23 protein-coding genes are annotated in these 25253 nt (G+C 65.9%); 16 read left to right on the top strand and 7 right to left on the bottom strand.

Translation table 11 applies throughout. The features are described from left to right. Positions 1 to 230 precede the first annotated feature (230 nt). The 3 genes from AKG11_RS23150 to AKG11_RS23160 are packed head-to-tail and all read left to right on the top strand — an operon-like array spanning position 231 to position 3545. Positions 231 to 968, top strand: coding sequence for a sulfite exporter TauE/SafE family protein (locus tag AKG11_RS23150; protein WP_023515505.1), 738 nt, complete (start codon positions 231 to 233; stop codon positions 966 to 968). 28 nt (positions 969 to 996) lie between these two features. Next, a complete protein-coding gene (locus AKG11_RS23155; RefSeq protein WP_050745603.1) occupies positions 997 to 2151 on the top strand; it encodes a 2-methylaconitate cis-trans isomerase PrpF family protein in 1155 nt (384 codons plus the stop codon). Then, entirely contained in the window at positions 2148 to 3545 is a 1398-nt protein-coding gene (locus AKG11_RS23160) for a CoA transferase (RefSeq protein ID WP_050745604.1), read from the top strand. Before AKG11_RS23155 ends, AKG11_RS23160 begins: the two co-directional genes overlap by 4 nt. Before the next feature lie 32 nt (positions 3546 to 3577). On the opposite strand, the gene AKG11_RS23165 is transcribed toward AKG11_RS23160, so the two are convergent. Continuing rightward, positions 3578 to 4234 carry a GntR family transcriptional regulator gene (locus AKG11_RS23165; protein WP_050745605.1) on the bottom strand — a complete coding sequence of 219 codons (657 nt, stop codon included), beginning with the start codon at positions 4232 to 4234 and terminating at the stop codon, positions 3578 to 3580. 172 nt (positions 4235 to 4406) lie between these two features. Between AKG11_RS23165 and AKG11_RS23170 the strand changes: the two genes are divergently transcribed. The 6 genes from AKG11_RS23170 (at position 4407) to rraA (ending at position 9328) form a co-directional block, all read left to right on the top strand. After that, positions 4407 to 5462 carry an AbrB family transcriptional regulator gene (locus AKG11_RS23170; protein WP_157255828.1) on the top strand — a complete coding sequence of 352 codons (1056 nt, stop codon included), beginning with the start codon at positions 4407 to 4409 and terminating at the stop codon, positions 5460 to 5462. Between the two features lie 118 nt (positions 5463 to 5580). Beyond that, positions 5581 to 5838 (top strand): hypothetical protein, encoded by a 258-nt coding sequence (locus AKG11_RS34650; RefSeq protein WP_156334123.1) that lies wholly within the window; start codon positions 5581 to 5583, stop codon positions 5836 to 5838. Then, positions 5756 to 6652, top strand: coding sequence for a LysR family transcriptional regulator (locus AKG11_RS23175; protein ID WP_050745607.1), 897 nt, complete (start codon positions 5756 to 5758; stop codon positions 6650 to 6652). Before AKG11_RS34650 ends, AKG11_RS23175 begins: the two co-directional genes overlap by 83 nt. Positions 6653 to 6770: 118 nt before the next feature. Continuing rightward, complete coding sequence (locus tag AKG11_RS23180) at positions 6771 to 7856, top strand: Ldh family oxidoreductase (RefSeq protein WP_050745608.1); 1086 nt, start codon at positions 6771 to 6773, stop codon at positions 7854 to 7856. Positions 7857 to 7859: 3 nt separating this feature from the next. Further along, complete coding sequence (locus AKG11_RS23185) at positions 7860 to 8837, top strand: D-2-hydroxyacid dehydrogenase family protein (RefSeq protein WP_050745609.1); 978 nt, start codon at positions 7860 to 7862, stop codon at positions 8835 to 8837. Beyond that, complete coding sequence (gene rraA / locus AKG11_RS23190) at positions 8834 to 9328, top strand: ribonuclease E activity regulator RraA (protein WP_050745610.1); 495 nt, start codon at positions 8834 to 8836, stop codon at positions 9326 to 9328. Before AKG11_RS23185 ends, rraA begins: the two co-directional genes overlap by 4 nt. Positions 9329 to 9399: 71 nt before the next feature. Here the strand turns inward: rraA and AKG11_RS23195 are convergent, their stop codons facing one another. The 4 genes from AKG11_RS23195 to AKG11_RS23210 form a co-directional block, all read right to left on the bottom strand. Beyond that, positions 9400 to 10458, bottom strand: a complete 1059-nt coding sequence (locus tag AKG11_RS23195; RefSeq protein ID WP_050745611.1) for an isocitrate/isopropylmalate dehydrogenase family protein — start codon at positions 10456 to 10458, stop codon at positions 9400 to 9402. Positions 10459 to 10511: 53 nt separating this feature from the next. Next, positions 10512 to 11618, bottom strand: a complete 1107-nt coding sequence (locus tag AKG11_RS23200; protein WP_023515256.1) for a 4-oxalomesaconate tautomerase — start codon at positions 11616 to 11618, stop codon at positions 10512 to 10514. A 93-nt stretch (positions 11619 to 11711) separates the two neighbouring features. Then, a complete protein-coding gene (locus AKG11_RS23205; RefSeq protein WP_050745612.1) occupies positions 11712 to 13736 on the bottom strand; it encodes a tripartite tricarboxylate transporter permease in 2025 nt (674 codons plus the stop codon). Positions 13737 to 13875: 139 nt separating this feature from the next. Then, positions 13876 to 14976 (bottom strand): Bug family tripartite tricarboxylate transporter substrate binding protein, encoded by a 1101-nt coding sequence (locus AKG11_RS23210; RefSeq protein ID WP_050745613.1) that lies wholly within the window; start codon positions 14974 to 14976, stop codon positions 13876 to 13878. A gap of 175 nt (positions 14977 to 15151) precedes the next feature. Between AKG11_RS23210 and AKG11_RS23215 the strand changes: the two genes are divergently transcribed. From AKG11_RS23215 to AKG11_RS23245, 7 genes are all read left to right on the top strand, one after another. Next, positions 15152 to 16063, top strand: coding sequence for a LysR family transcriptional regulator (locus AKG11_RS23215; RefSeq protein WP_023516247.1), 912 nt, complete (start codon positions 15152 to 15154; stop codon positions 16061 to 16063). A 150-nt stretch (positions 16064 to 16213) separates the two neighbouring features. After that, complete coding sequence (locus AKG11_RS23220; RefSeq protein WP_245290187.1) at positions 16214 to 17332, top strand: NAD(P)-binding domain-containing protein; 1119 nt, start codon at positions 16214 to 16216, stop codon at positions 17330 to 17332. A 181-nt stretch (positions 17333 to 17513) separates the two neighbouring features. Next, positions 17514 to 18128 carry a hypothetical protein gene (locus tag AKG11_RS23225; protein WP_050745614.1) on the top strand — a complete coding sequence of 205 codons (615 nt, stop codon included), beginning with the start codon at positions 17514 to 17516 and terminating at the stop codon, positions 18126 to 18128. A gap of 111 nt (positions 18129 to 18239) precedes the next feature. Further along, on the top strand, positions 18240 to 19994 hold the full coding sequence (locus tag AKG11_RS23230) for an alkaline phosphatase (RefSeq protein WP_050745615.1): 1755 nt from the start codon (positions 18240 to 18242) through the stop codon (positions 19992 to 19994). A 71-nt stretch (positions 19995 to 20065) separates the two neighbouring features. Next, positions 20066 to 20530, top strand: a complete 465-nt coding sequence (locus tag AKG11_RS23235; protein ID WP_050745616.1) for a hypothetical protein — start codon at positions 20066 to 20068, stop codon at positions 20528 to 20530. A gap of 2 nt (positions 20531 to 20532) precedes the next feature. Further along, positions 20533 to 21219: an ABC transporter ATP-binding protein gene (locus AKG11_RS23240; protein ID WP_050745617.1), complete on the top strand. Its 687-nt coding sequence runs from the start codon at positions 20533 to 20535 to the stop codon at positions 21217 to 21219. Next, entirely contained in the window at positions 21216 to 22472 is a 1257-nt protein-coding gene (locus AKG11_RS23245) for an FtsX-like permease family protein (RefSeq protein ID WP_050745618.1), read from the top strand. Before AKG11_RS23240 ends, AKG11_RS23245 begins: the two co-directional genes overlap by 4 nt. Positions 22473 to 22550: 78 nt before the next feature. Here the strand turns inward: AKG11_RS23245 and AKG11_RS23250 are convergent, their stop codons facing one another. Both AKG11_RS23250 and AKG11_RS23255 read right to left on the bottom strand, forming a co-directional pair. Then, complete coding sequence (locus AKG11_RS23250) at positions 22551 to 24251, bottom strand: dihydroxyacetone kinase family protein (RefSeq protein ID WP_050745619.1); 1701 nt, start codon at positions 24249 to 24251, stop codon at positions 22551 to 22553. A gap of 38 nt (positions 24252 to 24289) precedes the next feature. Next, entirely contained in the window at positions 24290 to 25228 is a 939-nt protein-coding gene (locus tag AKG11_RS23255; protein ID WP_050745620.1) for a sugar phosphate isomerase/epimerase family protein, read from the bottom strand. Positions 25229 to 25253: the final 25 nt, after the last annotated feature.

Consider the following 25253-nt stretch of genomic DNA (forward strand, 5'->3'; position numbering starts at 1 on the left):
GCCGACGGCACCGTGAAAAACGTCCCCCTCCTCTGCCGTATCGATACACTCGACGAGGTCACATACATGAACAACGGAGGTATCCTGCAAACCGTCCTAAGAGACCTCGCAGCTTGACGACATAAAGGGCACCGGGTCGTGATCGATCCGGTGCCCAACCCTGAAAGGCGGCGCCGCCGCTGCCGAACGATGCCGCGCCGGCCGTTCGCCCGGACAATCCCGAGCTCTCCATGACCGTTGTACTCTTCGCCGGCATGACCGTCACGGTGTTCCTGACATCGCTGTTGTCAGGCATTTTCGGCATGGCCGGCGGGATGATCCTGCTCTGGGTCCTCCTGTTCCTTGTGCCTGTCGCCACCGCCATCGCCGTGCACGGCCTGGTACAGATGGTATCGAACGGGTCGCGGGCCTGGTTTTCCCGCGACTACCTCGACTACCGCATCCTCGCCGTCCTCACCGCCGGCCTGTTCAGCGCCGCGATCCTGCTCCTGCTCGTCGCCTACCGTCCGAGCCTCATCGTCGTCTCGATCGTCGTCGGCCTGCTACCGATCCTCGTCTGGCTGCCGCTCGGCAAGCTGGAACTCGACGCGTCGAAACCGCTGCACGCCTTTGTCTGCGGTTTCGTGTCCGGCGGGCTGGCGATCGGCGTCGGCGTTTCCGGGCCGAGCATCGACGTCTTCTTCATCCGTACCAACATGGACCGCCGCACGGTCATCGCCACCAAATCCGCCATCCAGTTCTTCACCCATGCGACCAAGGTGATCTTCTACTGGGATGCAGCCATGACGCTTTCATCGGAGGGCTGGCTGGCGGTCGCCGCGGCCGTGCCCATCGCCGTGCTGGGCACACGCTCGGGCAACATCATCCTGCACCGCATGACGGATGCCAATTTCCGCGCCTGGACGCGCTGGATCGTAACCGGGATCGGCGCTGTCTACTTCGTTTCGGGGATCATGCAGCTCGCCTGAGGCAAGGCCCGGGCGGGAAGGAGGGACGATGACACAGACATTCATACCGGCCGTCTTCTATCGCGGCGGCAGCAGCAAGGGCCTCTTCTTCCATGCCCGGCACTGTCCGCCGGATCATGCAGTGCTCGAACGGATGCTGCTCTCAGCTCTCGGCAGCCCCGATCCCAACGGCCGCCAACTCGACGGCATGGGCGGCGGTACCTCGTCGCTGTCGAAGGCCGTCATCATCGGCCCGCCGACGCATCCGGATGCCGATGTCGACTATACGTTCGCGCAGGTCGCCGTCGACCGCCCGGTCGTCGACTGGGGCGCCAATTGCGGCAACCTCTCCTCAGCCGTCGGCCCCTTCGCGGTGGACGAAGGGCTGGTGTGCGCGGCGGACGGCGAGGCGCTGGTGCGCATCCATCAGGTCAACACGAAGAAGATCATCCATGCCCGCTTTCCGGTTCGCAACGGCAAGGCCGTAACGACGGGCAATGCCACCGTGGACGGCGTTGCGGGAACGGGAGCGCCCATCGCCCTCGACTTCCTCGATCCCGGCGGCACGGTGACATCCGGCCTCCTGCCGACGGGGCAGGTTATCGAGACGATCGAGATCGATGGCCGCGCCTTTGACATGTCGCTGGTCGATGCCAGCAATCCCGTCGCCTTCGTTGCAGCGAACGATGTCGGCCTTGCCGGATCGGAGCATCCCGACACCGTCGAGACGGACCGCGCCGTCATGGCACTGCTCGACCGGCTGCGCCGCGCCGCCGCTGTGCGGATGGGGCTTGGGCAGACACCCGACAGTGTTGGCCTGGCCAATCCCAAGATCGCCGTCGTCTCGGCGCCTGCCACCTTCGTAACGCTCGACGGCCGGACCGTCGAGGGCGCGGCACAGGACATCGCGATCCGCATGCTCTCCATGGAACGCGCGCACCGGGCGGTTACGCTGACCGGCGCCATGTGCCTTGCCGTCGCCTGCCGGATCGAGGGCTCGCTGCCGCATCGGCTATGCTCCGGACACGCGGACATGCAAACCATCCGGGTTGCCCATCCCTCCGGCATCGTCGAGGCCGGTGCGACCGTGTTTCAACGTGGCAACGGCTGGCATGTCGAGAGCGGCCGGGTCTACCGCACGGCGCGGCGCCTGATGCAGGGCGAGGTGGCCGTCGCCCCATTTGAAGGGGAGGGGGACCGATGAGCCTCGGCGCCGCGGAAAGGCCGCTTCAGGACCTCCTCAAGGCTGCCAGGTGGGACGACGCGCCCCTCGAGCGTCTCACTATCGAGGAGCGGCCCAAGGCGCTCGCCACGTCCTGGCCCATCGCGCCGCTTGCCACCGCGGTGCTCGGCGCGGTGGGGCTGGCGGCGTCGCGCATCAGCGAACTGAAAACCGGCAAGTGCCCACACGTTTCGCTGGACACGCGAGAGGCGGAGCTTGCCATGGCAAGTTCCAGCTACCTGCTGGTCGACGCAAAGCCCGCCAAATTCCGCGATCCGTTCACTGGCTTCTATGCGGCGGCGGAAGGGGAATGGGTCTATCTGCACGGCAATTTCCCCCATCTGCGGGACGGCCTGCTCGCTCTCCTGGGCGTTGCCAACGATGGCGCTGCGGTGCGGGCGGCGGTGGCCAAGCGCCGGGCAGAGGACATCGAGAGGGAGGCAATCCGGCGCGGCCTGTGCGCCGCCCGGGTGCGGGGGCGAGTCGACTGGCTGCGCGAACCGCAGGCCGCAGCCATCGCGGCGCAGCCTCTCGTGTGTCTAGAACAAGGCGGAGCCACGGCCATGCCGCTGCCGCCGGGCGGCGAACGGCCGCTTTCCGGCCTGCGCATGCTGGATCTCTCCCGCGTCATCGCCGGCCCCATGGCCGGCCGCACGATGGCCGAGCACGGCGCGACGGTCATGCGCGTCTCCAGCCCCCGCCTTCCGTCGATCCCCTCCCTGGTGATCGATACCGGCTTCGGGAAACACGCGGCCTTCTGCGAATTGGATACCGCGGAGGGGATAGCGTCCTTGCGGGCGCTCGCCGCCGATGCCGATATCGTTCTCGACGCCTACCGGTCGTCATCGCTCCGCGAACGCGGCTTCGGGCGCGAAGATTTCTACCGTCTCAATCCCCATCTCGTCCATCTCTCGCTGTCCGCCTTCTCGCTGCAAGGTCCCTGGCAGGGGCGCAGGGGCTACGACAGCCTCGTGCAGGCAACAACCGGCATGGCGATGGAGGGACGCGAGGGCAGGGGACCAGCGCTGCTGCCGTGCCAGCCGCTCGACTATCTCACCGGTTATCTCGCCGCCTTCGCCGCCATGCTCGCCCTCATCCGGCGCCATGAAAAGGGTGGGCGCTGGCAGGCGACGCTGTCACTTGCCGCGACGGCGCACTGGATGTGGCGCATGCGCGACACGCTGGGTGAGGATGCCGCGCACCCGTCCGCCAACCCGGACTTTGCCGCCGTGGCCGATCTGCTGGAGACGCATGACACCGCCTTCGGCCGCGTCACCGCCCTGCGGCCGGCGCTTCGTTTCGACGGTGTGCGCGCCGTCTGGAGCCGCATGCCCGTGCCGCTCGGCAGCGATCCCGCCTGTTGGCCACAGCCATGACGGAGGCGCAAGCGACAAGGCGCAGGAATGCTTCAGCTCTCGGTCCTGGTGATGACGAGACGAACCTCGAGCGCCGCCTTGATATGGCCGACCGCCGCCTTTTCCGCCCCCTCCGAGTCGCGCCGACGGATCGCCTCGATGATTGCGACATGCTCGTCGGTCGCCGTCGTGGTGCGGCCCGGCTGGATGAAGGTCGTGTCAGGCAAAAGCGCGATCGTCTCCTGCAGGTCCTCCACCGCCTGGCGAAGGTAGCGGTTGCGGGCGGCATCGTAGAGGCGCGCATGGAACTGCCGGTTCCACTGGGCAGCAACCTTCGGATCCTCAGAGGTCGCAAAACGGGCATTGAGCCGCTCCAGATTGGCGATCTCGGCCTCGGTCGCATGGCGGGCGGCAAAGCGGGCGACGACACCCTCCAGTTCCTCGCGCATGGCATAGAGTTCAAAAATCTGCTGCATGGAGAGGATCGAAACGGCGACCCCGCGGCCAGGGGCCGCCTCGAGAAGGCCCTTCTCCTGCAAGCGACCCAGTGCCTCGCGCACCGGCGTGCGGCTGACCCCGAGGCGGGTCGCCACCTCCTCCTCGCGCAACGGATCGCCCGGCCGATAGATGCCGTCGCGGATGGCCGTCAGAATGGCCTGATAGGTGCTCTGGCCGCGCGTCTTGGAAAGCAGGTCCTTGGATGCGGTCATGGCTGGCTCTCCCGTCCGTGTGGACTTTCCGGCTACAGAAGGAAAAAGGCGTTGTCCACGGGCTTGTTTAATTGCATGCCATTGGATGCAAAGCAAAAGCGAAATGGTACGACCTTTGTCGAAGCATGAGACCCCACCCCTGAAGGCGGCCGGGCACGGCAAGACCGTTCCGTTGCATCAGACCCTCCGCACACTGGCCATCGGTACGGTCGGCGGCTGGTGCGGCTACATGCTCGGCCTGCCGCTCGGCTGGCTGCTGGGTGCGATGGTATTGACCATGGCGCTGGCGATTGCCGGTATACGCGTGAGCGCCTCGCCGAAGCCGCGTGCGGCGATGATCGCGGTTGTGGGACTGATGGTCGGCAGCGCCTTCAAGCCTGAAGTGCTGCGCCAGGCGGCCGAGTGGCCGGTGAGCCTTGCCGCCGTCGCCGTTTATACCGTCATCGTCGCAGCGTTCGGCATCGTCGTATGCCGCCGGCTCGGCCGGCTCGATCCGGCAACGGCCGCCTTGAGCGGCATGCCCGGCGGCCTCAGCGAACTGATCTCCATGGCGCCCGCCTTCAAGGCGGATGTACGCAGTGTCAGCATGGTGCATGCGACGCGCCTCGTTCTCCTGATCACGATCGTGCCGCTGTCGCTCACCCTCTCCGGTGCGCTTGCCGCGCTCACGGGGCGCACAGTCGACAGGACGATGCACTGGGCGCTGACGATCTCGCCGCTGGATGCGGCCATTCTAGCCGGTTGCGCCGCGCTCGGCATCATCCTCGGCCGCCGCCTCCACCTGCCGGCGGCGAACCTGACCGGTCCGCTGGCGCTGAGCGCCGCGGCCCATATGACAGGCCTGACGGATGCGGCGGTACCCGACCTCGTTATCGCCGTCGCTCAGGTGGTGATCGGTGCGACGATCGGCCAGCACTTTGCCGGCGTTGCACGGCGCACGATGCTGACCGGCGTGGTGCTCGGCCTCGTTCTCACCTGCTTCAGCCTCACCCTGGCCGCACACTTCGCCATCGCCTTCGACCGCTATCTCGATATTCCCTTCGCGCTCGGCCTGCTCGCCCTGGTCCCGGGCGGCTTGCCGGAGATGAGCCTGATCGCCATCTCGCTCGATGCCGATCCAGCCTTCGTGAGTCTGCATCACCTGTGTCGCGTGATCATCGTCGTTCTGGCCGCGCCGTCGATCCTGCCGCTCTGGTTGCGGTTGTCGGGCGGGGAGGGTAAGGGCTGAAGGCAGGAGACAGGTGTTGCCGAGGCGCGATGCCCTCCTCGCCAACCGTCGCTACCCGCCAGCAACAGGAACCGATAGGCCATGGATATCGAGCAACCCCCAATCGGTGGAACGTGCCATGATCCTGGTCATCCTTTCCAACCTCGCCTCCGCCATCGAACGCTATCTCGCCTTCGTCCGACGCTGCGGGGATTACTCGCTGCACCGTTTCGACGCGAGCCTCGTGGCGCGGGTGCGACGCGACTTCGGCCTTACCGATCCATCCCTGCCGCCGACAGCAACGGAGGCGCAGCATGCAGCCCTTCGACCCGGTAACGGCACGCCTCGTCGTCGCGGTCTCTCGGTACGGGTCCATCGGGCGGGCGGCGGAGCATGAGAACATTGCGCCGTCCGCCGTCAGCCGGCGCATCAGCGAGCTGGAAGCGAGACTTGGCGTTGCGCTGTTCGACCGCTCCCTGCAGGGCGCACGCCTGACGCCGGCGGGTGAGGTCTATGTCTCCGGCTGCCGGGAAATTCTGCGGCAGGTCGCCGACCTCAACACGCAGATGGTCGATTTCTCGACGGGCACGCGCGGTTCGTTGCGGCTTGCCTGCACCAGCTCCTCCCTGTCGGGCCGGCTGCCGGAGCTTCTGGCAATCTATGCACAGAGCCATCCCGGCATCAGCCTCGACATACAAGAGATGTCGGCGGCCCTTGCGCTTGCCGCGATGGACGATGGGCAGGCGGACATCGCGTTTGTCGCAGACAACAATGATGTCGCACGCTTCGAAACGGAGATCTTCGAGGACGACAACGTGCTCGTCCTGTGTTCGCCGGATCATCCGCTAGCGGCATGCCTGCAATCGGGAAAACCGGTCAGCTTCGACATGGTGGCCGAATACGAAATGGTGGGCATCCACCAGAGCGGGGCGCTCGACCGGCTGCTGAATGAGGCTGCCGCGCGCAGCGGCCGGGCGCTCGGCGAGCGGGTGCGCGTCGAAACCTTCCCGTCGCTGGTGCGCATGGTCGAGGCAGGTTTCGGCATCGGCTTCCTTCGCTCGACAAGCCTGCATCTGCTTGCGGGAACGGATGTCATCAGCGTGCGCCTCTCGGACGAATGGGCCAGCCGAAAGCTGCTTTCCGTGCGGCGCGGATCGAGCCCGCTCTCCCGACCGATCCGGGAGTTCCTGGCATTGGCCCGCACACGCTAGGGTCAAGATCGAGGGCAGCATGTCATCCAGATTCTCTGGATACAATAGTATACATTCGCATCTCTCACTGCTAGATCTTGCTCTCATACCCTTGGACTTCCTGCAGGAGGATCGGTGCATGCCGGGAAAGGACGACACGATCGCGCATGTGGACGCGCAACGACTGGAGGCGCTGGTCGCCGCGATTTTCGCCGGCCTCGACGTCCCCGAACAGGATGCTGCCTCCGTCGCGCGCTATCTCGTGCTTGCCGATCTACGCGGTGTCGGCACCCACGGCGTTTCACGTATTCCCGTTTATGCGGACCGCCTGCGCCGCGGCCTGGTGCGCGCCCGACCTGATATCCGCGTCACGCATCCGATGCCCGCTGCCGCGCATGTCGATGGCGATGATGGTCTCGGCTTTGTGGTTGCCCGCCGGGCCATGCAGGAGGCGATCACTGCCGCAGAGCGATGCGGCATCGGCATGGCGAGCGTCCGCAACAGCGCCCATTTCGGCATGGCCGCGGCCTATCTGCTGGAAGCGATCGACGCCGGTTATGCCGCCTTCGTTTTCACCAACGCTTCGCCCACCATGCCGGTCTGGGGCGGACGCACGCCCTTCCTCGGCACCAGCCCCTTCGCCTTCGGCGCGCCGGGTGGCGAGGGCTCGCCGCCGATCGTGCTCGACATGGCAACCTCCGTCGTCGCGCGCGGAAAAATCCGCCGCGCGATGCAGCAAGGCGAACCGATCCCGGCTGGCTGGGCGCTCGACGCGGAAGGCCGGGAAACGACGGACGCCCGCCGGGCCTATGAAGGCATCGTGCTGCCGCTTGGCGGCCCGAAGGGATCGGGACTGTCGCTGATGATGGAGGTCCTGGCCGGCGTGATGAGCGGCGCAGCCTATGGCGGCACGGTCGGCGACCAGTATCGCGATCTCGACCGGCCGCAGAATGTCGGCCACAGCTTCATCGCCTTCCGGCCCTCGCTTTTCCTCGGCGAAGCGGTCTATGGCACGCGCATGGGCGACCTCGTCACCCGCGCCCGCGCCTGTCCGCGGATCGACGACGATCAGCCGATCCTGATGCCGGGAGAACCGGAGGCGAACCGCATGAAAACGCGGCTTGCCGAAGGGATCCCGCTTACCGCAGCCGACCTTGCCATGCTGCGCGAACAGGCGGGTCTCGCCGGCCTCACCGTTGACCTCGACACGCTCGGAAAGGTTTGAACCATGCTGCGGATCGCGATCCTCGACGACTATCAGGATGTGGCACTTTCCCTTGCGGACTGGACCTTGCTCGGCGACGACTGCGAGATCGTCCGTTTCGACCGCAACCTTGCGAGCGAGGATGAGGCCGCAGCATCGCTCGCCGGATTCGACGTGCTCTGCCTCATGCGCGAGCGCATGCCACTTTCCTCCGGGCTGATCGAGCGGCTGCCGGCCCTAAAGCTGATCGTCGTCACCGGTGCGCGCGTGCGCACCATCGACATGGAGGCCGCCGTCGCCCGCGGCATCACCGTCTGCCACACCCATGCCGGCGAATCCGCCCATGCGACACCGGAAATCGCCTGGGGGCTGATTCTCTCGCTCGCCCGGTCGATCCCCGAAGAGGACGCCCGCATCCGCGCTGGCGGCTGGCAGCGCACGGTGGGAACCGTACTCGGCGGCAAGACGCTGGGGCTCGTCGGACTCGGCAAACTCGGTGGCCGCATGGTGCCGATCGCCAAAGCCTTCGGCATGGAGGTGATCGCCTGGAGCCAGAACCTGACGGACGAACGCGCCGCCGAGGCCGGCACCCGCCGCGTCGACAAGGAGATCCTGTTTCGCGAGGCCGACGTGGTCTCGCTGCATCTCATCCTTGGCGAACGCAGCCGGCACACCGTCTCCGCCGCTGAACTCGGCCTGATGAAACGGGGCGCATGGCTGATCAACACCGCGCGCGGCCCGCTGGTTGACGAGGCGGCGCTGATCGAAGCACTGCGGCAGGGCCGCATCAAGGCCGGGCTCGACGTCTTCGACATCGAGCCGCTGCCGGCCGATCACCCGCTGCGCACCCTGCCGAATACCGTGCTGACGCCGCATCTCGGCTATGTCACCGAAGGCGCCTATGCCGCCTTCTACCGCGACACGGTGGACAATATCAGGGCCTGGCGCGACGGTGCGCCCGTGCGGGTGCTCGCCGCACCGAAAACGGAGGGAAGACCGTGACAGACATCATCAAGACGGCGGATCTGGTCGACAGCCACGATGCCGAGGTGCGCTTCTGCGAGAAGCAGTGGAAATCCTACGGCCGGCGCAAGGGATTCCATGGCGAGATCGTCACACTGAAGACCTTCGAGGACAACCGCCTGCTGCGCGCCACGCTTGAGGAAAACGGCACGGGCAAAGTGCTCGTCGTCGATGGCGCCGGCTCGCTGCGCTGCGCGCTGGTGGGCGACCAGATCGCCGCCCTTGGCCAGGTGAACGGCTGGCGGGGCCTGCTGATCAACGGCGCGATCCGCGACAGCGCCGATATCGACACGATGGATTTCTGCGTGATGGCGCTCGGCCAGGCGCCGAAGAAGAGCGGCAAGACCGGCCATGGCGCCCGCGACGTGCCGCTCGTCTTCGGCAATGTCGAATTCCGCACGGGGGCCTATCTCTATGCGGATGCCGATGGCGTGCTGGTGGCGGACGGACCGGTCCATTCCGCCAACTGAGCGGAGCCGGCAAAACGATCATGTTGCAGCGGCACCGGGGTTCACACCCCGGTGCCGTTTTCTTTGCCGGCTCAGCCAAGGGCCGCAACGACCGTCTCGGTGAACTGCGCCGTGCCGAGTGGTCCGCCAAGATCTCGGGTGCGGGTGGCAGCATCGGAAAGCACCCGGTCGATGGTGCCTTCGATGAGGGTCGCAGCTTCGCCATAGCGCGCATCGCCGGTGCGCTCGCCGTGCCAGCGCAGCAGCATCGCGGCCGACAGGATCATCGATGTCGGGTTCGCCTTGTCCTGCCCGGCAATGTCGGGGGCGGAACCGTGCTGTGCCTGCGCGGCGGCATGGTCGGCACCGGCATTCAGCGACCCGGCAAGACCGAGGCTGCCTGACAGTTCGGAAGCGAGATCGGACAGCGTGTCACCATAGAAGTTGGTGGTGCAGATAACGTCGTAGCGGCTCGCATCGCGCACGAGCAGCGCCGCCATCGCGTCGATCAGCACCTCCTCGAGCTCCACGTCGGGATAGCCGGCGGCGACCTTGCGCACCTCCTTCAGGAAGAGCCCGTCGGTCAGCACGAAGGCATTGGCCTTGTGCACCGCGGTCACTTTCCGCCGGCGCAGGCGCGCGAGCTCGAAGGAGGCCCTGGCAATGCGTTCGATCGCCCTTGCCGTCACCTTGCGCATGGAGATCGCCACATCCTCCGTCGGCATGTATTCGCCGGTCCCGGCAAACATGTTCCGATCCGGATACATGCCCTCCGTCGCCTCGCGCATGATGACGAGGTCCATATCCGTGCCCCGGTGGAAGACGCCCTTGCGGGTGCGGGCCGGGCGGATGTTGGCGAAGAGATCGAGCTGGGTGCGGAAAGCCGCCGAGACGTTGATGCCGCCCTTGTCGCGCGGCGGATAGTCGAGATGCGAGATCGGGCCGAGCAGAGTTCCATCCATCCCGCGGGCCTGATCGAGCAGATCCGCAGGCAGCGTCGTGCCGGCTTTCTCCAGTGACGCAAAGCCGATGTCACGCGTCGTGTAGCGGAAACCGAAGGCAAAGCGCCGGTCGACGGCATCCAGCACCGCGACGGTAGCGCCAACGATTTCCGGGCCGATGCCATCGCCCGGGAGAACAAGCAGTTTCATGATTCCATAAACTCCAGAAACAGAAAGCGGGGTTACCCTGCGATACCGGTGGCTCAAGCCGCAGGAGGCGCCGACAGCAGGGCCGCCGCCGGCACGAAGATGTTGCCCTGCATCAGCTTGCGCGCGGTGCGCACCACGCCGCCACTGATGATCTCAACAGCATTGCCATCCGGCTTGCTCGTCATCGCAACGTCGATGATACCCGTCGGATGCTCTATGATCACGGTACAATCGTCCCCCTCCGGCCGTTCCGCAAGGCCATCCGCCACGGTGCCCGGCACCAGCACGCAGGAGGAGACGCAGAGGCCGCCCGTCACCGCGAAGGCCGCATGGGTCTTGTGTGGCACGAAATAGCGCGCGGCGACGTTGCCGCCATCTCGCGGGGCGGCCAGCATGGCCATTTTCGGCACCACCTTGCCGGTGACGTCGCCAAGGCCCATCCGGCGGCCCGCCTCCATGCGCATTGCCTCCATGCGTGCAAAAAACGCCTTGTCGGCATCGAGTTCGGCGGCGCTCTCATAGCCGGTCTTGCCGACATCGGCCGCCCGCACGATCATCATCGGCACTGCCACGTCGATAAGTGTCGCGTTGACCCCGTCGATCCCCTCGATCGGCTTGCCGGTCGGCAGCAAGGCGCCGGTCTTCGAGCCGACGATATCCATGAAATTGAGCCGGATCTCTGCGGCGGTGCCGGGCACGCCGTCAATGCGGGCGTCGCCCTCATAGTTGACGGCTCCATCGGGCGTCTCGACGATCGCCTCGATGCGGCTCTGGGTGTTGATGTCGTAGATGACGACGCTGGTTCTCTCCCCACTGACCGGCACCATACCCGTCTCAATGGCGAAGGGGCCGACGCCGGACAGCATGTTGCCGCAGGAGGGCGAGGTATCGACGATCGCCTTGTCGACGGAGACCTGGGCGAAGAGATAGTCGACATCGACACCTTCGCGGCTCGACGGACCGACCATCGCGACTTTGCTCGTCAGCGTGTCGGCGCCGCCGAGGCCATCGATCTGGCGGATATCCGGCGAGCCCATCGCCGCCAGCAGCACACGTGCGCGGATATCGGGATCCTGCGGAATATCCTGCATCTTGAAGTAGGGTCCCTTCGACGTTCCGCCGCGCATGAGAATGCAGGGGATGGGATGTTGTGCTGGCATGATGCCCTCGCTGATTGATGTAGACAATTGGATGCAATTGCACACCTTGCAAATCGGCGTGCGAAGCCCCGGCGTTGCCGCCGGGGCTGAGGGTCAGCGCAGCGGCCAGACCAGCTGGTCGTAGAACTGGTTCTGCAGGAGACCGCCCGGCAGGTTCATGTGCAGGATCGAGGTCAGCAGCAGCACGAGGCCGACGGCAGCGCCAGTCAGCGCCAGCGTCTGCAGCCAGCTCGACTTTCCGACGATCCTCAGGAAGGCGACGAAGAAGCCGATCAGCGCCAGCGTGAAGCCGACGAGGCCGATGGCCGCGACGAAGCCAACCAGCCAGCCGACGAAGCGCCAGAGGCTGCCGCTGGTCGCGCCGTCATCGAGATCGAAGTTCATGGTACCGGCCGTACCGCGTCCCGTGGCACCCCGGACCTGCCAGAACAATACGGTGGCGGCGGTCAACAGGCCGACCGTGCCGACGGTGATCGGGAACACCGCGTCGAGGAACGAGTTCTCCGCGCCTTCGACGATGGTAAAGACGAAGAAGGCGACAGCGATGGCGCTGAAGATGACCTGAGGCCAGAGGTTCCTGGCGGCCGCCGTCTCGTCCTCCTCGCGCTCGAAATCGATATCGGTGGTGATGCCACCGGGCACGGTTTCCTCCTTCCGGCGCATGCGCGAGCGGCTGGTGAACCAGAGCGAGGCAACGGTGACGAGCGCGATGACGATGGCGATCGGGCGCAGCGGGAAGCCGTATCCGTAGAATTGCACCGCCTGGTAGAAGTAGGTCTCGACCTGGCCGGCGAGCACGAAGCCGATGAGGAAGGCGGGGCGGGGCCAGCCGAAGCGCTTCAGGAAAATGCCCGTCAGCGCAACGATCAGCAGCGCCACGATGTCCTCGAACGACCGGGTCGACTGGAAGGCGCCGAACACGATGATGAGGATCATGAAGGGCGCGAAGAGCACGAAGCGGATGGTCGTCAGCCGCGCAATGCTCGGCGACAGGGCGATGCAGGCCGCCGTGCCGATGACATTGGCGAGCGCCAGCGTCCAGACGACCGTATAGGTGAGGTTGAGGTCACGGTTCGGGTCGGCCATGCCGGGGCCGGGCTGAAGCCCGATCAGGATCATCGCCGCGAGGAAGATCGCCATCGAGCCGGAGCCAGGGATGCCGAAGAGCAGGGTCGGAATGAGGTTGCCGCCGGCGCAGGAGTTGTTGGCCGCTTCCGGGCCGATCACGCCGCGGATATCGCCCTTGCCGAACTGCGACTTGTCCTTGGCGCTCTGCACGGTGTGACCGTAGGAGATCCAGTCGGAAACGCTGCCGCCGAGGCCGGGCATCAGACCCACGCAGGCGCCGATCGTCGAACAACGCAGCGTCAGCCACTTCTCCCGCCAGGTGTCGCGCACGCCGTCCAGCCAGCCGCGGCCGAGCTTGCCGGTACTCGAAATGCTCGAGTTACCGCGCAGCAGGTCAAGCACCTCCGGCAGGGCGAAGATACCGAGGCCGATGATGGTGATCTCGAGGCCGCTCATCAGGTAGAGCGAGCCGAAGGTCATGCGCTCGCCGCCATTGGCGGGTGCCGTGCCGATCGCACCGAAGGCAAGGCCGAGCGTACAGGCGGCGATGCCCTTCGCCAGGCTGCTGCCCGAGAGCACGCCCACCATGGAGAGGCCGAAGATCGCCAGCATGAAGAGCTCCGCCGACGTGAAGCTCAGGATGAGCGGCCGGGCGACGATGACGATGCCGGTGAGACAGAGCGCGCCGAAGAGGCCGCCGATCATCGAGGCTGAAAAGGAGGCGCTGAGTGCGCGGGCCGCTTCGCCCTTGCGGGCAAGCGGGAAGCCGTCCAGCACGGTCGCCTGCGAGGCGGACGAGCCGGGAATGCCCATGAGGATGCAGGAAAAGGTATCCGAGGTCGGAATGACCGCCAGCAGGCCGACCATCATGGCGATCGCCGCGGTCGGCTCCATGCCGTAGACGAAGGGCAACAGCAGCGACATGCCGGCAATGCCGCCGAGGGCCGGCAGGATGCCGACGATGAGGCCCACCGCGACACCGATCATCATGTAACCGAGATGGTGGAGGGTCAGCAGGTTGTGGAGCGAAGTGACGAAGACATCGATCACTGTGGCTGTCCTTTCGATAGCAACAGGTGCGAGACGGCGCGGGTGCTCCGGCCTCGTCAGTGTCGGCAGATGGCTGTTCAAGCCCGATGGCTTCGGGCGGGCGTGCCCGCCGCCCTTTCAGCGGCGGGATCGCTTCCGGTCAGAGCTTGACCTGGTATTCCGTCGTCAGGAAGTTGCGCACCCAGTCGCGCGCTTCAGGCTTGATCGACGTCGCCACGGCATAGAGCTTTTCGATATCGCCGCCGACGGCCTGCTTGTAGTCGCCGAGAACCTCAGCCTTGGCCTTCTGCAATTCGGGGTCGGCCACCGCATCGGCAAAGGCCTTGCGGTAGGTCGCAACGATATCGTCCGACGTGCCTTCCGGCAGCATGCACGGCTTCTGCGCCGCAAAACCGGAACCGAAGAAGGCGAGATAGGCGTCGTACTCCACGCCCGACGGCTTCTTGCCGTGCATCATCTCATAGGCTTCGACGAAATGCGGCAGGTCGGGGAAGGTCGGATCGCGCGCGACATTGCCGTCTGCATCGAGAACGCCCCAGGAGAACATCGGCACTGCCGTGCCGGCCTCGACGAGCGGGGTGACGTTGGTCAGATAGGCCGAGGAGGTCTGGTAGTCGATCGTCGCCTCGCCGCGCTCGAAGGCGAGCCGCCCGTCGCCGCGCCCCTGCATGCCGAAGACATGGCGGACGTTGAGGCCGAGCAGACGGTAGGCGAGCATCGGCACGAGGTCGAGAGAGGTGGCACCCTGGCTGCCATAGACCAGCTCCTGATCCTTGATCTTGCCAAGGTCGGCCGACGACTTCACCTCGAACTTGGCGGGCAGATAACAGACGCCGCCGGTCGGCGAAACGAGCACGGGGATCAGCTTGGCATAATCGTAGCGCACGCGCGGATCGCCGAGCAGGAAAGGGAACTGCGTGGAGCCTGAGGTGCCGAGAATGGCAAGCCCGTCCGGCCGCGCGCGGGCGACGAACTCGTTCGAGCCGGTAATCGAGCCACCGCCCGGCACGTTGCGCACGACGACATTGGGGTTGCCCGGTAGATATTTCGACAGGTACGGTGCGAAGAAGCGGGCCCACACATCCGAGCCGCCGCCTTCGGAGAACGGCATCCACCATTCAACCGTCTTGCCGGCAAAATCGACCGATGCCTGCGAAAAGGCGGGGCGCACTCCAATAAGCCCCACAGCCGCGGCGGCCGAGCCGGCGGCAAGCAGTTGACGACGCGTAAAATCAGCCATGTTTTTTCCTCCCACAATGGCAATGCGTTCAAATGTATACAAAGGTACACATGAAAGTCGGAAACGCCAAGCCCATGATCGCCCCGGGCAGACATCATCCCTTCTTTCTCCCTTGAGGGGTATGCGCCACATGGATTATTAAGTTAAGTGCAAAATTTTGGATCAGTGATGCACAATGCGCATTAATTGCGAAATCCTCGACCTTCGGGCTTTCCTCGCTGTGGTGGAGCTGGAGAGCTTCCACCGGGCGGCAGAAGCGCTCAACCTGTCACAGCCGGCGCTCAGCCGCCGCATCCAGAAGCTGGAAGCCTCCATCGGCGCACCGCTTCTCGAGCGCACCACCCGGCACGTTTCCCCGACGGCGCTCGGCCTCGAACTGATGCCGCTTGTGCAGCGTATGCTGGAGGAATTCGATGGGTCACTCTTCGCCGCCCGCGACCGGGGGCTGCGGCGCAGCGAACTGGTGACGATCGCCTGCCTGCCGACGGCGGCATTCTATTTCCTGCCGACCGTGATCAAGCAGTTCAATCAGGAATATCCCGATATCCGCTTCCGCATCCTCGACCTCACGGCGACCGAGGGGCTGCAGGCCGTTTCGCGCGGGGAGGTGGAATTCGGCATCAACTTCATGGGAACCTCGGATCCCGACCTCCTGTTCGACCGGATTGCAGAGGACCCGTTCGTGCTGGCGGCGCGGCGCGACCATCCGCTGGCGAAAAGGCATGAGGTCGCCTGGACCGACCTTGCCCCCTACAGGCTGATCACTGTGCACCGCTCCAGCGGCAACCGCACCATGCTGGACGCGGCGCTGGCAAGGGCCAATATCGAACTGCGCTGGTCCTACGAGGTGACGCATCTGTCGACATCCCTCGGCCTCGTGGAGGCGGGCCTCGGCATCTCGGTCCTGCCGCGCACGGCAACCCCGGGCCCCGACCATCCCATCATCGTCACGCGGCCACTGGGTGCTCCACGAATTTCCCGAACCATCGGCATCGTGCGCCGCCGCTCCGCCACACTCTCGCCCGCCGCCGAACATTTCCGGCGCATGCTGGTCGGGACCTGGCAGGGCGCCGGGGCCGACGACTGAGGGCATCGACAGGCTCGCCGCACGCAATATGCGGCAAGGTCTGGGCAGCACCACGCGCGGACGGCTTGGCTGTCCTGGCTGCGCCCGGTTTCCTCCAGGGCAGCAATGGGATACCGAAGGGTGCGAGCAGCCGAAGCAACGGAGGTCGATTTGCCATCGCCATCCACAACACCAGCAAACGAGGCGAGCCTGCGCGCCGCCATCAAGATCGACATCGTTGTGATCGGCGCTGGCCAGGCCGGATTGTCCTCCGCCTACCATTTGCTGCAGCTCGGCCTCAAACCGGGCCGCAACTTCATCGTGCTCGACAGGAACGAGAAGCCGGGCGGCGCCTGGCAACACCGCTGGCCCTCGCTGACGCTGAGCACCGTCAACCGCGTGCACGACCTGCCGGGCATGGGCTTTACCGAAGTGGTGTCGGCGTGGGAGACCGAGGCCAAGGCGTCCGTCGCAGTGCCCGACTATTTCGCCGCCTACGAAGAACGCTTCCGGTTGCCCATCTACCGCCCGGTCACGGTCAAGGTGGTCTGCGACCGCTTCGAAAGACTGCGGGTGGAGACGGATCACGAGGCCTTCTCCGCGCGTGGCCTCATCAACGCCACCGGGACGTGGGAAAACCCGCAAATCCCCGACTATCCCGGTGCCGCGCTGTTCCAGGGCAGACAGCTTCATTCGCGTGACTACCACACAGCCGAGGAATTCGCGGGCCAGCATGTCATCATCGTCGGCAGCGGCATTTCCGCACTCCAGCATCTCGACGAAATCTCCAAGGTCACGACGACAAGCTGGGTCACGCGCCGTGAACCGCAGTTCCGCGAGACGCCGTTCACGCCGGAAGACGGCCGCGCAGCCGTCGCCATCGTCGAGGACAAGGTGCGCAACGGCCTGGTCCCGGGCTCCGTCGTCTCCGTCACCGGCATTCCCTGGACACCCGCGCTGCGGGCCGCCGCCGCGCGGGGCGCTCTGGAACGCCTGCCCATGTTCAGCGAGATCACCGCGCAGGGGGTGCGCTGGCCGGATGGCACGGAGCAGAAGGCCGATGTCATCCTCTGGGCAACCGGCTTTCGCAGCGCACTCGACCATCTCGCGCCCCTGCAGCTGCGCGGGGAGAACGGCGGTATCGTCATGACCGGGCGCCTCGCCACGCAGGTGGAGAAGGACCCGCGCATCCATCTCGTCGGCTATGGCCCCTCCGCCTCGACCATCGGCGCCAACCGCGCAGGCGCGGCGGCGGCCCGAGAGCTTGCAACCTATCTCGACCTGTTGTGAACCCGGCGGAACTCCGGTCTTCCTGGCCGATCCTAACCCGCCGATGCGGGCACTCGAAGACGGCCACTTCACCGGACGATACTTCGTCCACACCAGGTTCGCCCTCGGCGAGAGGAAGGGAGACGCGGCATTGCGCTTGAGGATAGGGTAGGGCACCGTCATTCGAGCGAGATGGAGCGCCATGCCTCTTCAAAACCGTGTCACGCCCTTTGGCGAAATCGTCGCGCTGCCGCAGCGGGGCCTCTTTACCGGCAATCGGGGCATCCTTCACGATCCGGCGACGAAGACACTGCTTTCGAAGCGCTGGACGTCGAAGGCCTGGCTCATCTGCCTCTGTGATTTTCAGGATCGCCGGCGGCCGGTCATGGGGGGACGGAGCTGGACCGAACTGTTCTTCCTCGACGAGGCGGTCGCACTTGCCGCCGGCCATCGGCCCTGCTTTTTCTGCCGGCGGGGATCCGCATTGCACTTCCAGGCATGCTGGGCAACCGCGAAAGGCGAGACGCTGCCCTCCGCGGGCACGATGGACGCGGTCCTGCACGGTGAGCGCCTGGACCGCCGACGCAAGCGCCTGCATCCGATCGCCGGGCCGCTGGCAAAGCTTCCCGATGGGGTCGTCCTTGCGGCAGCCGGGCACGCCTACACGCTTCGTGGCGGTCTTGCCCATCGCTGGACAGTCGAAGGCTACGCGCCGCCGCAACACCTCGGCAAGGCGGACGCCCTGCTGACCCCGCCATCGACGGTCCTGGCGCTTGGTGCCGGCTATCGGCCCGTCTTCCATCCGTCGATTGGCTGAAAGCCCGATGCAGGCACTTTGGTCACAGCATGGTCACCGCGGTGTAATACGCCTGTCATGCTCGCTTTCTATGCGCTGGGAGGCAACGCACCGCTCAAGAGAGGTTCTCCCATGCGCAAACTCATCCTCGCCCTGGCATCGGCAACGTTCCTGGCCGGCGCCGCAAACGCTGCAACCGTCTATCCCATCGACCGGGCGACGATCCTCATCGGCTCGCCGTTCGATTTCAAGGTCGAATTCGATGCCGTGGTGAAGCCGGAAGACGTCAAGGTCACGGTCAACGGCAAGGATTATGCGGAGATTTTCGGCAAGGCCGCCGAATTCGTCGCGGAAGAGAAGGGCGCTGAGGACAAGGTGCTGGGGTCGGCGCTCATCCTGCGCGATCTCGCAATCGGCACGGCCGGCGCGTACAAGGTCGAGGTTTCCGCCGGCAGCGAAACGCAGTCGGTCAACTGGGATGTCTATGAGACTGTCGCCCAGCCGAAGGCGAAGAACATCATCTTCCTGATCGCCGACGGCCTCTCCGTCGCGCATCGGACCGGTGCACGCATCATGTCCAAGGGCATGACCGAGGGCAAGGCGAACGGCCGCCTGGCAATGGACGACATCCCGCCCGTCGCCTTCATCGGCACGTCTTCCACCCATTCGATCGCCACCGACAGCGCCAACACCATGTCGGCCTACATGACCGGCCACAAGTCGCGCGTCAACGCGCTCGGCGTCTACGCCGACCGCACGCCGGCCAGCCTCGACGATCCGAAGGTCGAGACCATTGCCGAGGCCCTGCGTCGGAACACCAAGAAATCCATCGGCATCGTCACCACTTCGGAGGTAGAGGACGCGACACCCGCTGCACTCGTCGCGCATACCCGCAAGCGGGCCGACAAGGCCGATATCGTCGGCATGATGCTCGACGTCAAGCCGGACGTGCTGCTCGGCGGCGGCTCGGCCTATTTCCTCTCGAAGGACGTGCCGGGCTCCAAGCGCAAGGACGACAAGGACTACATCGCTGAGTTCCGTAATGCTGATTATGCAATCGCAACCGACAAGGCCGAGCTTGCCGCGGCCGCCGGTTCGAACCAGGAGCGCCTGCTTGGCCTGTTCCACACGGGCAATCTGGACGTGACGCTCGATCGCGAATTCCTCAAGAAGGGCACGGTCGACAAGTTCCCGAACCAGCCCGGCCTCGTCGACATGACCAAGACCGCGCTCGACAAGCTCTCGAAGAATCCCGAGGGCTTCTTCCTGATGGTGGAGGCCGCCTCCGTCGACAAGATGAGCCATCCGCTCGACTGGGATCGCGCTCTCGTCGAAACGATCGAATTCGACAAGGCCGTGGGTATCGCCCGCGAGTTCGCCGAGAAGAACCCGGACACGCTGATCATCGTGACCGGTGACCACACGCATGGCGTCGCCATCATCGGCACGGTCGACGACGAGAAGCCCGGCGAAGAGATGCGCGAAAAGGTCGGCACCTATGACAGCGCCGGCTTCCCGAACTACGAGGACAAGGACGGCGACGGCTATCCTGATCGCATCGACGTCTCGCGCCGCCTGTTCCTGGCAGCCAACAACGGGCCGGATCACTACGAGACCTTCCGCCCGAAGCTCGACGGCCCCTTCGTCCCGGCTGTGCAGAACGAGGCGAAGGAATATGTCGCCAACGAAGCCTACAAGGACGTGCCCGGCGCGGTCTTCGTCCCGGGCAACATCCCGAAGGAAGACGACACGGGCGTGCATGCGGTCGATGACGTCGTGCTGCAGGCCGCCGGTCCGGGCTCCGAAGGGTTCCGCGGCTACATGGAACAGAGCGACGTCTATCGCGTGCTGGCCGACGCCTTTGCCCTCGGCGTGCCGAAGGATTGAGCGGCGTCTTGTGGACAGGCGGCCCGCGCCGCCTGTCCACAACCTCACAGATCAAAGAAGGAAGCCTGGTCATGATGAAGACGGACCCTGTGTCGCTCGAAAGGCGGGGCCTGCTCTTGACGCTTGCGGCCTTGCCCATGCTTGCCCTCCCCCGCATCGCCATGGCCGGCGAAACACTTGGCTTTGGTGAGCTCTACAAGCGTTTCGGCGTCCTCGGTCTCGAATTCTCGGACAAGGTCAAACGGCTCTCCGGGCAGCAGGTGGCCGTGAAGGGCTTCATGGCGCCGCCGCTGAAGGCCGAGGCGAACTTCTTCGTGCTCACCGAAATTCCAATGTCGCTCTGCCCCTTCTGCTCCTCCGATGCCGACTGGCCGGACAATATCCTCGTCGTCTATCTCGCCGAGCGGCAGACCTTCGTGCAATACAACGCGCCGATCGAGGCACAGGGTGTGCTGGAATACGGGTCGTGGGTCGATCCCGAAACCGGCTTCGTCAGCCAGCTGCGCCTGCGCGGTGCCGCATTCGATACGGTCTGACGATGCTCGCGCTCGATATTGCCGACCTGGAGATGCGCTTTCCCGGCCTGGCTACGCCGGTACTCGCCATCGAAAAGCTGCACCTTCCCGCCGGCGGCGGGCTCGCGATCACCGGCGCTTCAGGGTCGGGCAAGAGCACGCTGGTCAATGTTGTCACCGGGCTGGAGCCCGCGACGAAGGGCTGTGTCCGCTGGGGAGAGATGGAGATCAGCCGCCTGTCCACAGGTCGGTGTGATGCCTTCCGCGCTGCCAATATCGGCCTCGTGATGCAGGATTTCCACCTTTTTCCCGGCCTTTCGGCCTACGAGAATGTCGTGCTGCCGATACGGCTTGCCCGGCGCCTGAAGCCGACTGATCGCGAGCGGGCCCTTCATCTCCTCGAAATGACCGGCATCGCCCGCCCGGGTCAACCTATCGAAACGCTGTCGCGCGGCGAGATGCAGCGCGTGGCGGTGGCCCGAGCACTGCTGTCGAAGCCCGGCGTGATCGTGGCCGACGAGCCGACGGCCAGCCTCGACCGGCGCACCGGCGGCGAGGTGGCCGACCTCATCGTCCAGCTCGCCCGCTCAGAAGGTGCCACGCTGCTCGTCGTGACCCATGACCCGGCCCTGGTGGAGCGCATCGGCCAGCACATCGTCCTTGACGGTGGCCGCATCCTCGAAGCTGCCGGCAAGGCGGAAGCGGCATGATCGGCTTCATCCTCGCCGACCTTCGCCGGTTCAAGGGCGGCGCGTTCGCCGTCATCATGCTGGTCGCCCTTTCCATCGCCCTCAGCGTTGCCGTCACCCTGCAGGAACGGGCCGTGCGGCTGGGCAGCGCGCGGGCGGCGGAAAAGTTCGACCTCGTCGTCGGCGCCGCCGGCAGCGAGACGCAGCTCGCCTTGTCGGCCGTCTTTCTCCAGCCATCCCCCTTGCCGCTGATGTCTGGCGCGGTGCTGGAGAAACTCGCGCGTGATCCGCGCGTCTCCTTTGCCGCCCCCGTCGGCTTCGGCGATTCCGCGGATGGCCGGCCGGTCGTCGGTACGACGACGGCGCTGGTTGCCGCCCTGTCGCCGACACTTGCAGAGGGCTCGGTCTTCACCCGCCTTGGCGAGGCGGTGGTCGGCGCCGACGTACCGATGCGACTCGGTGCAGAGATCAAGCCGATGCATGGGGCCGCCGATACCGGCGGCCATACCCATGTCGAGATCGCCTACAAGATACGGGGCCGCATGGCGCCAACCGGCACTGCCTGGGACCGCGCGATCCTCGTGCCGATCCAAGCCGTCTGGCAGCTGCACGGTGTGGGAAGGGAGAACGACCACGGCCACACCGGCGAGGAAGCGGAAGGTTCTGTTGCAGAGGATCACGACCACGAAATCCATGTCGAGGCCGACGCGGCGCTTGACGAGGAGTTTGGCGCCGGGACACCCGCCATTCCAGCCGTCCTCGTCAAGCCGAAGACCATGGGCGATGCCTATCGCCTGCGCCAGGAATATCGCAGCGAGACGACGCTCGCCGTGTTCCCCGCCGAGGTGTTGACCCGCCTCTATGCGACGCTGGGCGATGCGCGCAGCCTGCTGCTTGCGATCGCCATCGGCACGCAGGCCATCGTCGTCGCCGCCATCCTGCTCGTCACGATCATGCATGTCGGCGCCCGCCGGCGGCAGATCGGCGCGCTGAGGGCCTTCGGCGCGCCACGACGGGCGGTCTTCGCGATCGTCTGGGGGGAACTGTTCCTGCTGCTCCTCGCCGGTTGTGCCCTCGGCATCACCATCGGCTACGGCGCCGCGCAGGCCGTTTCCGCCACCCTCGCCGCCGCAACAGCCGTCCACATGCCCGTGGAATTCGCCAGGGCGGATCTTTCACTGGCAATCTGGTTTATGGTCGTCGCCGTGCTGGTCTCGATCGTGCCGGCACTCTCCGCGCTCCGCCTCAGCCCGGCAGCCGCCTTGAGGGCCTGACGCCATCGGCAGCAAGGGAGTCCGAAGGGGCAGAGCGGTGAAATGACCCCGCCCCTTCGGGATGGCTCTGCCGGCCGGTCAGATAGCCTCGCCGATGATCCGTGCGACCAGTGCCAGCGAGACCGCGCCGGCATCCGGATGACCGATGCTGCGTTCAGCGAGCGGGCGAGCACGACCGAGTTTGGGCGTCAGCGCGGCGGTGGCGCCGGCCGCTGCCGTCGCCGCAGATGCCGCGTCGATCCAGGCGGTTTTCAGCGACTTTCCGGCAGCAAACGACGCTTCCAGCGTCTCGACGAAAGGCACCAGGGCATCGACGAGGGTCTTGTCGCCGACACGAGCACGGCCAAGCCGCGTCACGGCATCAAGCGCAAGGCGCGCCCCTTTTACCACGGCGGCATCGTCGAGAGCAGCATCGTCGGAAAGCGCATTGCTCCAGGCGCGAAGCAAAAGGCCCCATATGGCGCCCGACGTGCCGCCCGCCCGGTCCGCCCAGGCGTCACCGGCAACAGCAAGTGTGCTCGCAGCACCCGCACCGGCAGCAAGCGCCTGTCCGACGGCGTCCTCGGCGGCAGCGGAGCCGCGGCGCATGCCTTGCCCATGGTCGCCGTCACCGGCCTGCGCATCGATGCGACCCAACTCCTCTTCCGCATCCTTCAAGCCTTTCGCGGCGAGGCCGAGAAGCCTTGCGACACAGGCCGCAGCCTCGCGCGAAGCGGCCGAGGACGGGCCGAAAGTCGGCACGGCATCGTCATTGACGATAGCGTCGGTGGCGGGCTCCGTGCGAATACCGTTGCCGCGCCGGAGGACCGGTGCATCGCAGGCCGCAGTCCAGTAGGTTTCCAACTCCGCGTCCAGCCACATCAGCGTCAGCGAACATCCCTGCATGTCGAGACTGGTAACGTATTCACCCGTCTCGGGCGCCACGATCTCCAGCCCCGCCTCCTTCAACAGCTTGGAAATCCGGGTCCAGAGGACGAAGAGCTCCTCGTATTTCGTGGCGCCGAGACCGTTCAGCACCGTGGCGACGCGCATAACGCCCTGCGGGCGTTCGGCAAGAAGCCTTTCGACGAGCAACGCCGCGATATCCCCGGCCGGCACGATGGCCTCTTCGCGGATGCCGGGCTCGCCGTGAATGCCGAGGCCGAGCGCCATGCGGCCCTTCGGCACGGTGAAGAGCGGACCGCCCGCACCGGGCAAGGTACAACCATCGAAAGCGACGCCGAAGGAGACGGTTCGATCGTTGGCATGGCGCGTGATGCGCTCCACCTCGTCGAGGGAAAGCCCGGCTTCCGCCGCCGCCCCCGCGACCTTGAACACGGCAAGATCGCCCGCAATGCCACGGCGCTTTTCATGCGCCTCGGACGGCGCGCTCGCCACATCATCGGTGACGGGAACGATGCGCACGTCGATGCCCTCGGACCTGAGGCGTTCGGCAGCAACGCCGAAGTTCAGCACGTCGCCGGCATAGTTGCCGAAGCCGAGCAGGATGCCGCCACCGTGATGGGCCTGCCGGCAGACGCGCGCGACCGCCGCCGTCGAGGGCGAGGCGAAGACGTCGCCGGCAACCGCCGCGTCCGCCAAACCCGGGCCGACATAGCCGGCAAAGGCCGGATAGTGCCCCGAGCCGCCGCCAACAACGACCGAAACCTTGCCCTGCGATACCTGCGTCGCACGTACCACGCCGCCGCGCACGAGGCGCACATGACGGCTGTAGAGATCGGCAAAACCGGCGAGTGCGGTGGCCGCGAAATTCTCCGGTGCATCGAAGATGGTGGTCATGGTGATGGTGATCGTCCTCGTCTTGCTGGATCGTCTTGTCAGCGGCGCGGCAGGATGCGCCGCAGGTAGTCGCGGTTGGCAGCCGAGACCGAAAGGCCATCGCCGCCGTAGTGCTCGCAGAGGAAGGCGCTGCGGAAACCGTGCGCAAGCGCCATGCGGATGGCAGCGCGGTAGTTGATGATGCCGCTCTCCAGCGGTGCGGGGTGGGTGATGATCGCCCCCGTTCCCGGATCCTCCGTGCGCGTATAGTTCTTGACGTGCCAGTACTTCGCGAAGGGCGCGACCTTCGCCATCATCTCCTGCCAGTGCTCGACGGGACGGTGCAGGCGGATGAGGTTGCCGAGATCCGCGTTGATGCCGACATTCGGCAGGCCGACCGTCTCGACGAAGCGCACGCTGCTCTCGGCGGTTCCGAGATAGGTGTCCTCGTACATTTCCAGCGCCACCTCGATGCCGAGTTCCTCGGCATGGCGGCCAAGTGCGCGGATGCGCTCGACGGCCTTCTGCCAGACGGCCGGATCATCGGGATTGCGCGGGCCGTCGACCGTCCAGAACCAGAGCGCCTTCTTCTGCTCAGCCGTCAGCGGCTCGAAGAGGCCGAAGGAGACGGCGGACGCGCCGATCGCCTTTGCCGTGTCGATGACACGGTGGCCATAGGCGAGATGGGCATCGCCGTGGATCGGATCGATGACGCTGCGGCGGGACGTGGAAATTGCCGGGATCGTCAGGCCGAGCGAACCCACCAGCGTCATGAACGTGTCGAGCCGTGCCGGCGAAAGGTCGGCAAGGCGCAGCCAGCTGTCTGTTGGGTCGAGCTCGGTGAAGCCGGCATCGACGACGTCATCGAGCGTTTCGGCCCATTCCTCGACGGACTGGTCCTGCACCGAGCGGCCGTCCGCCAGAAGGTCCGGATACTGGATCATCGCGGCCGCGATCGGCCAGGTTTCACGGGTCCATGCGGGCGCAGGAACGGTCATGGCAAACTCCTGATGGGGAATGGGT

Origin of the sequence: Shinella sp. SUS2 (assembly GCF_001262505.1) — a bacterium.
Lineage (GTDB): Bacteria > Pseudomonadota > Alphaproteobacteria > Rhizobiales > Rhizobiaceae > Shinella.

Bases quoted from the DNA above. Each gene is read 5' to 3' on its own strand.
- AKG11_RS23195 (WP_050745611.1), bottom strand. From the start codon at position 10,458: ATGAAACTGCTTGTTCTCCCGGGCGATGGCATCGGCCCGGAAATCGTT.
- AKG11_RS23200 (WP_023515256.1), bottom strand. From the start codon at position 11,618: ATGCCAGCACAACATCCCATCCCCTGCATTCTCATGCGCGGCGGAACG.
- AKG11_RS23180 (WP_050745608.1), top strand. From the start codon at position 6,771: ATGCCGGGAAAGGACGACACGATCGCGCATGTGGACGCGCAACGACTG.
- AKG11_RS23235 (WP_050745616.1), top strand. From the start codon at position 20,066: ATGATGAAGACGGACCCTGTGTCGCTCGAAAGGCGGGGCCTGCTCTTG.
- AKG11_RS23160 (WP_050745604.1), top strand. From the start codon at position 2,148: ATGAGCCTCGGCGCCGCGGAAAGGCCGCTTCAGGACCTCCTCAAGGCT.
- AKG11_RS23215 (WP_023516247.1), top strand. From the start codon at position 15,152: ATGCGCATTAATTGCGAAATCCTCGACCTTCGGGCTTTCCTCGCTGTG.
- AKG11_RS23250 (WP_050745619.1), bottom strand. From the start codon at position 24,251: ATGACCACCATCTTCGATGCACCGGAGAATTTCGCGGCCACCGCACTC.
- AKG11_RS23150 (WP_023515505.1), top strand. From the start codon at position 231: ATGACCGTTGTACTCTTCGCCGGCATGACCGTCACGGTGTTCCTGACA.
- AKG11_RS23155 (WP_050745603.1), top strand. From the start codon at position 997: ATGACACAGACATTCATACCGGCCGTCTTCTATCGCGGCGGCAGCAGC.
- AKG11_RS23165 (WP_050745605.1), bottom strand. From the start codon at position 4,234: ATGACCGCATCCAAGGACCTGCTTTCCAAGACGCGCGGCCAGAGCACC.
- AKG11_RS23230 (WP_050745615.1), top strand. From the start codon at position 18,240: ATGCGCAAACTCATCCTCGCCCTGGCATCGGCAACGTTCCTGGCCGGC.
- AKG11_RS23175 (WP_050745607.1), top strand. From the start codon at position 5,756: ATGCAGCCCTTCGACCCGGTAACGGCACGCCTCGTCGTCGCGGTCTCT.
- AKG11_RS23245 (WP_050745618.1), top strand. From the start codon at position 21,216: ATGATCGGCTTCATCCTCGCCGACCTTCGCCGGTTCAAGGGCGGCGCG.
- AKG11_RS23255 (WP_050745620.1), bottom strand. From the start codon at position 25,228: ATGACCGTTCCTGCGCCCGCATGGACCCGTGAAACCTGGCCGATCGCG.
- AKG11_RS23210 (WP_050745613.1), bottom strand. From the start codon at position 14,976: ATGGCTGATTTTACGCGTCGTCAACTGCTTGCCGCCGGCTCGGCCGCC.
- AKG11_RS23240 (WP_050745617.1), top strand. From the start codon at position 20,533: ATGCTCGCGCTCGATATTGCCGACCTGGAGATGCGCTTTCCCGGCCTG.
- AKG11_RS34650 (WP_156334123.1), top strand. From the start codon at position 5,581: ATGATCCTGGTCATCCTTTCCAACCTCGCCTCCGCCATCGAACGCTAT.
- AKG11_RS23225 (WP_050745614.1), top strand. From the start codon at position 17,514: ATGCCTCTTCAAAACCGTGTCACGCCCTTTGGCGAAATCGTCGCGCTG.
- AKG11_RS23185 (WP_050745609.1), top strand. From the start codon at position 7,860: ATGCTGCGGATCGCGATCCTCGACGACTATCAGGATGTGGCACTTTCC.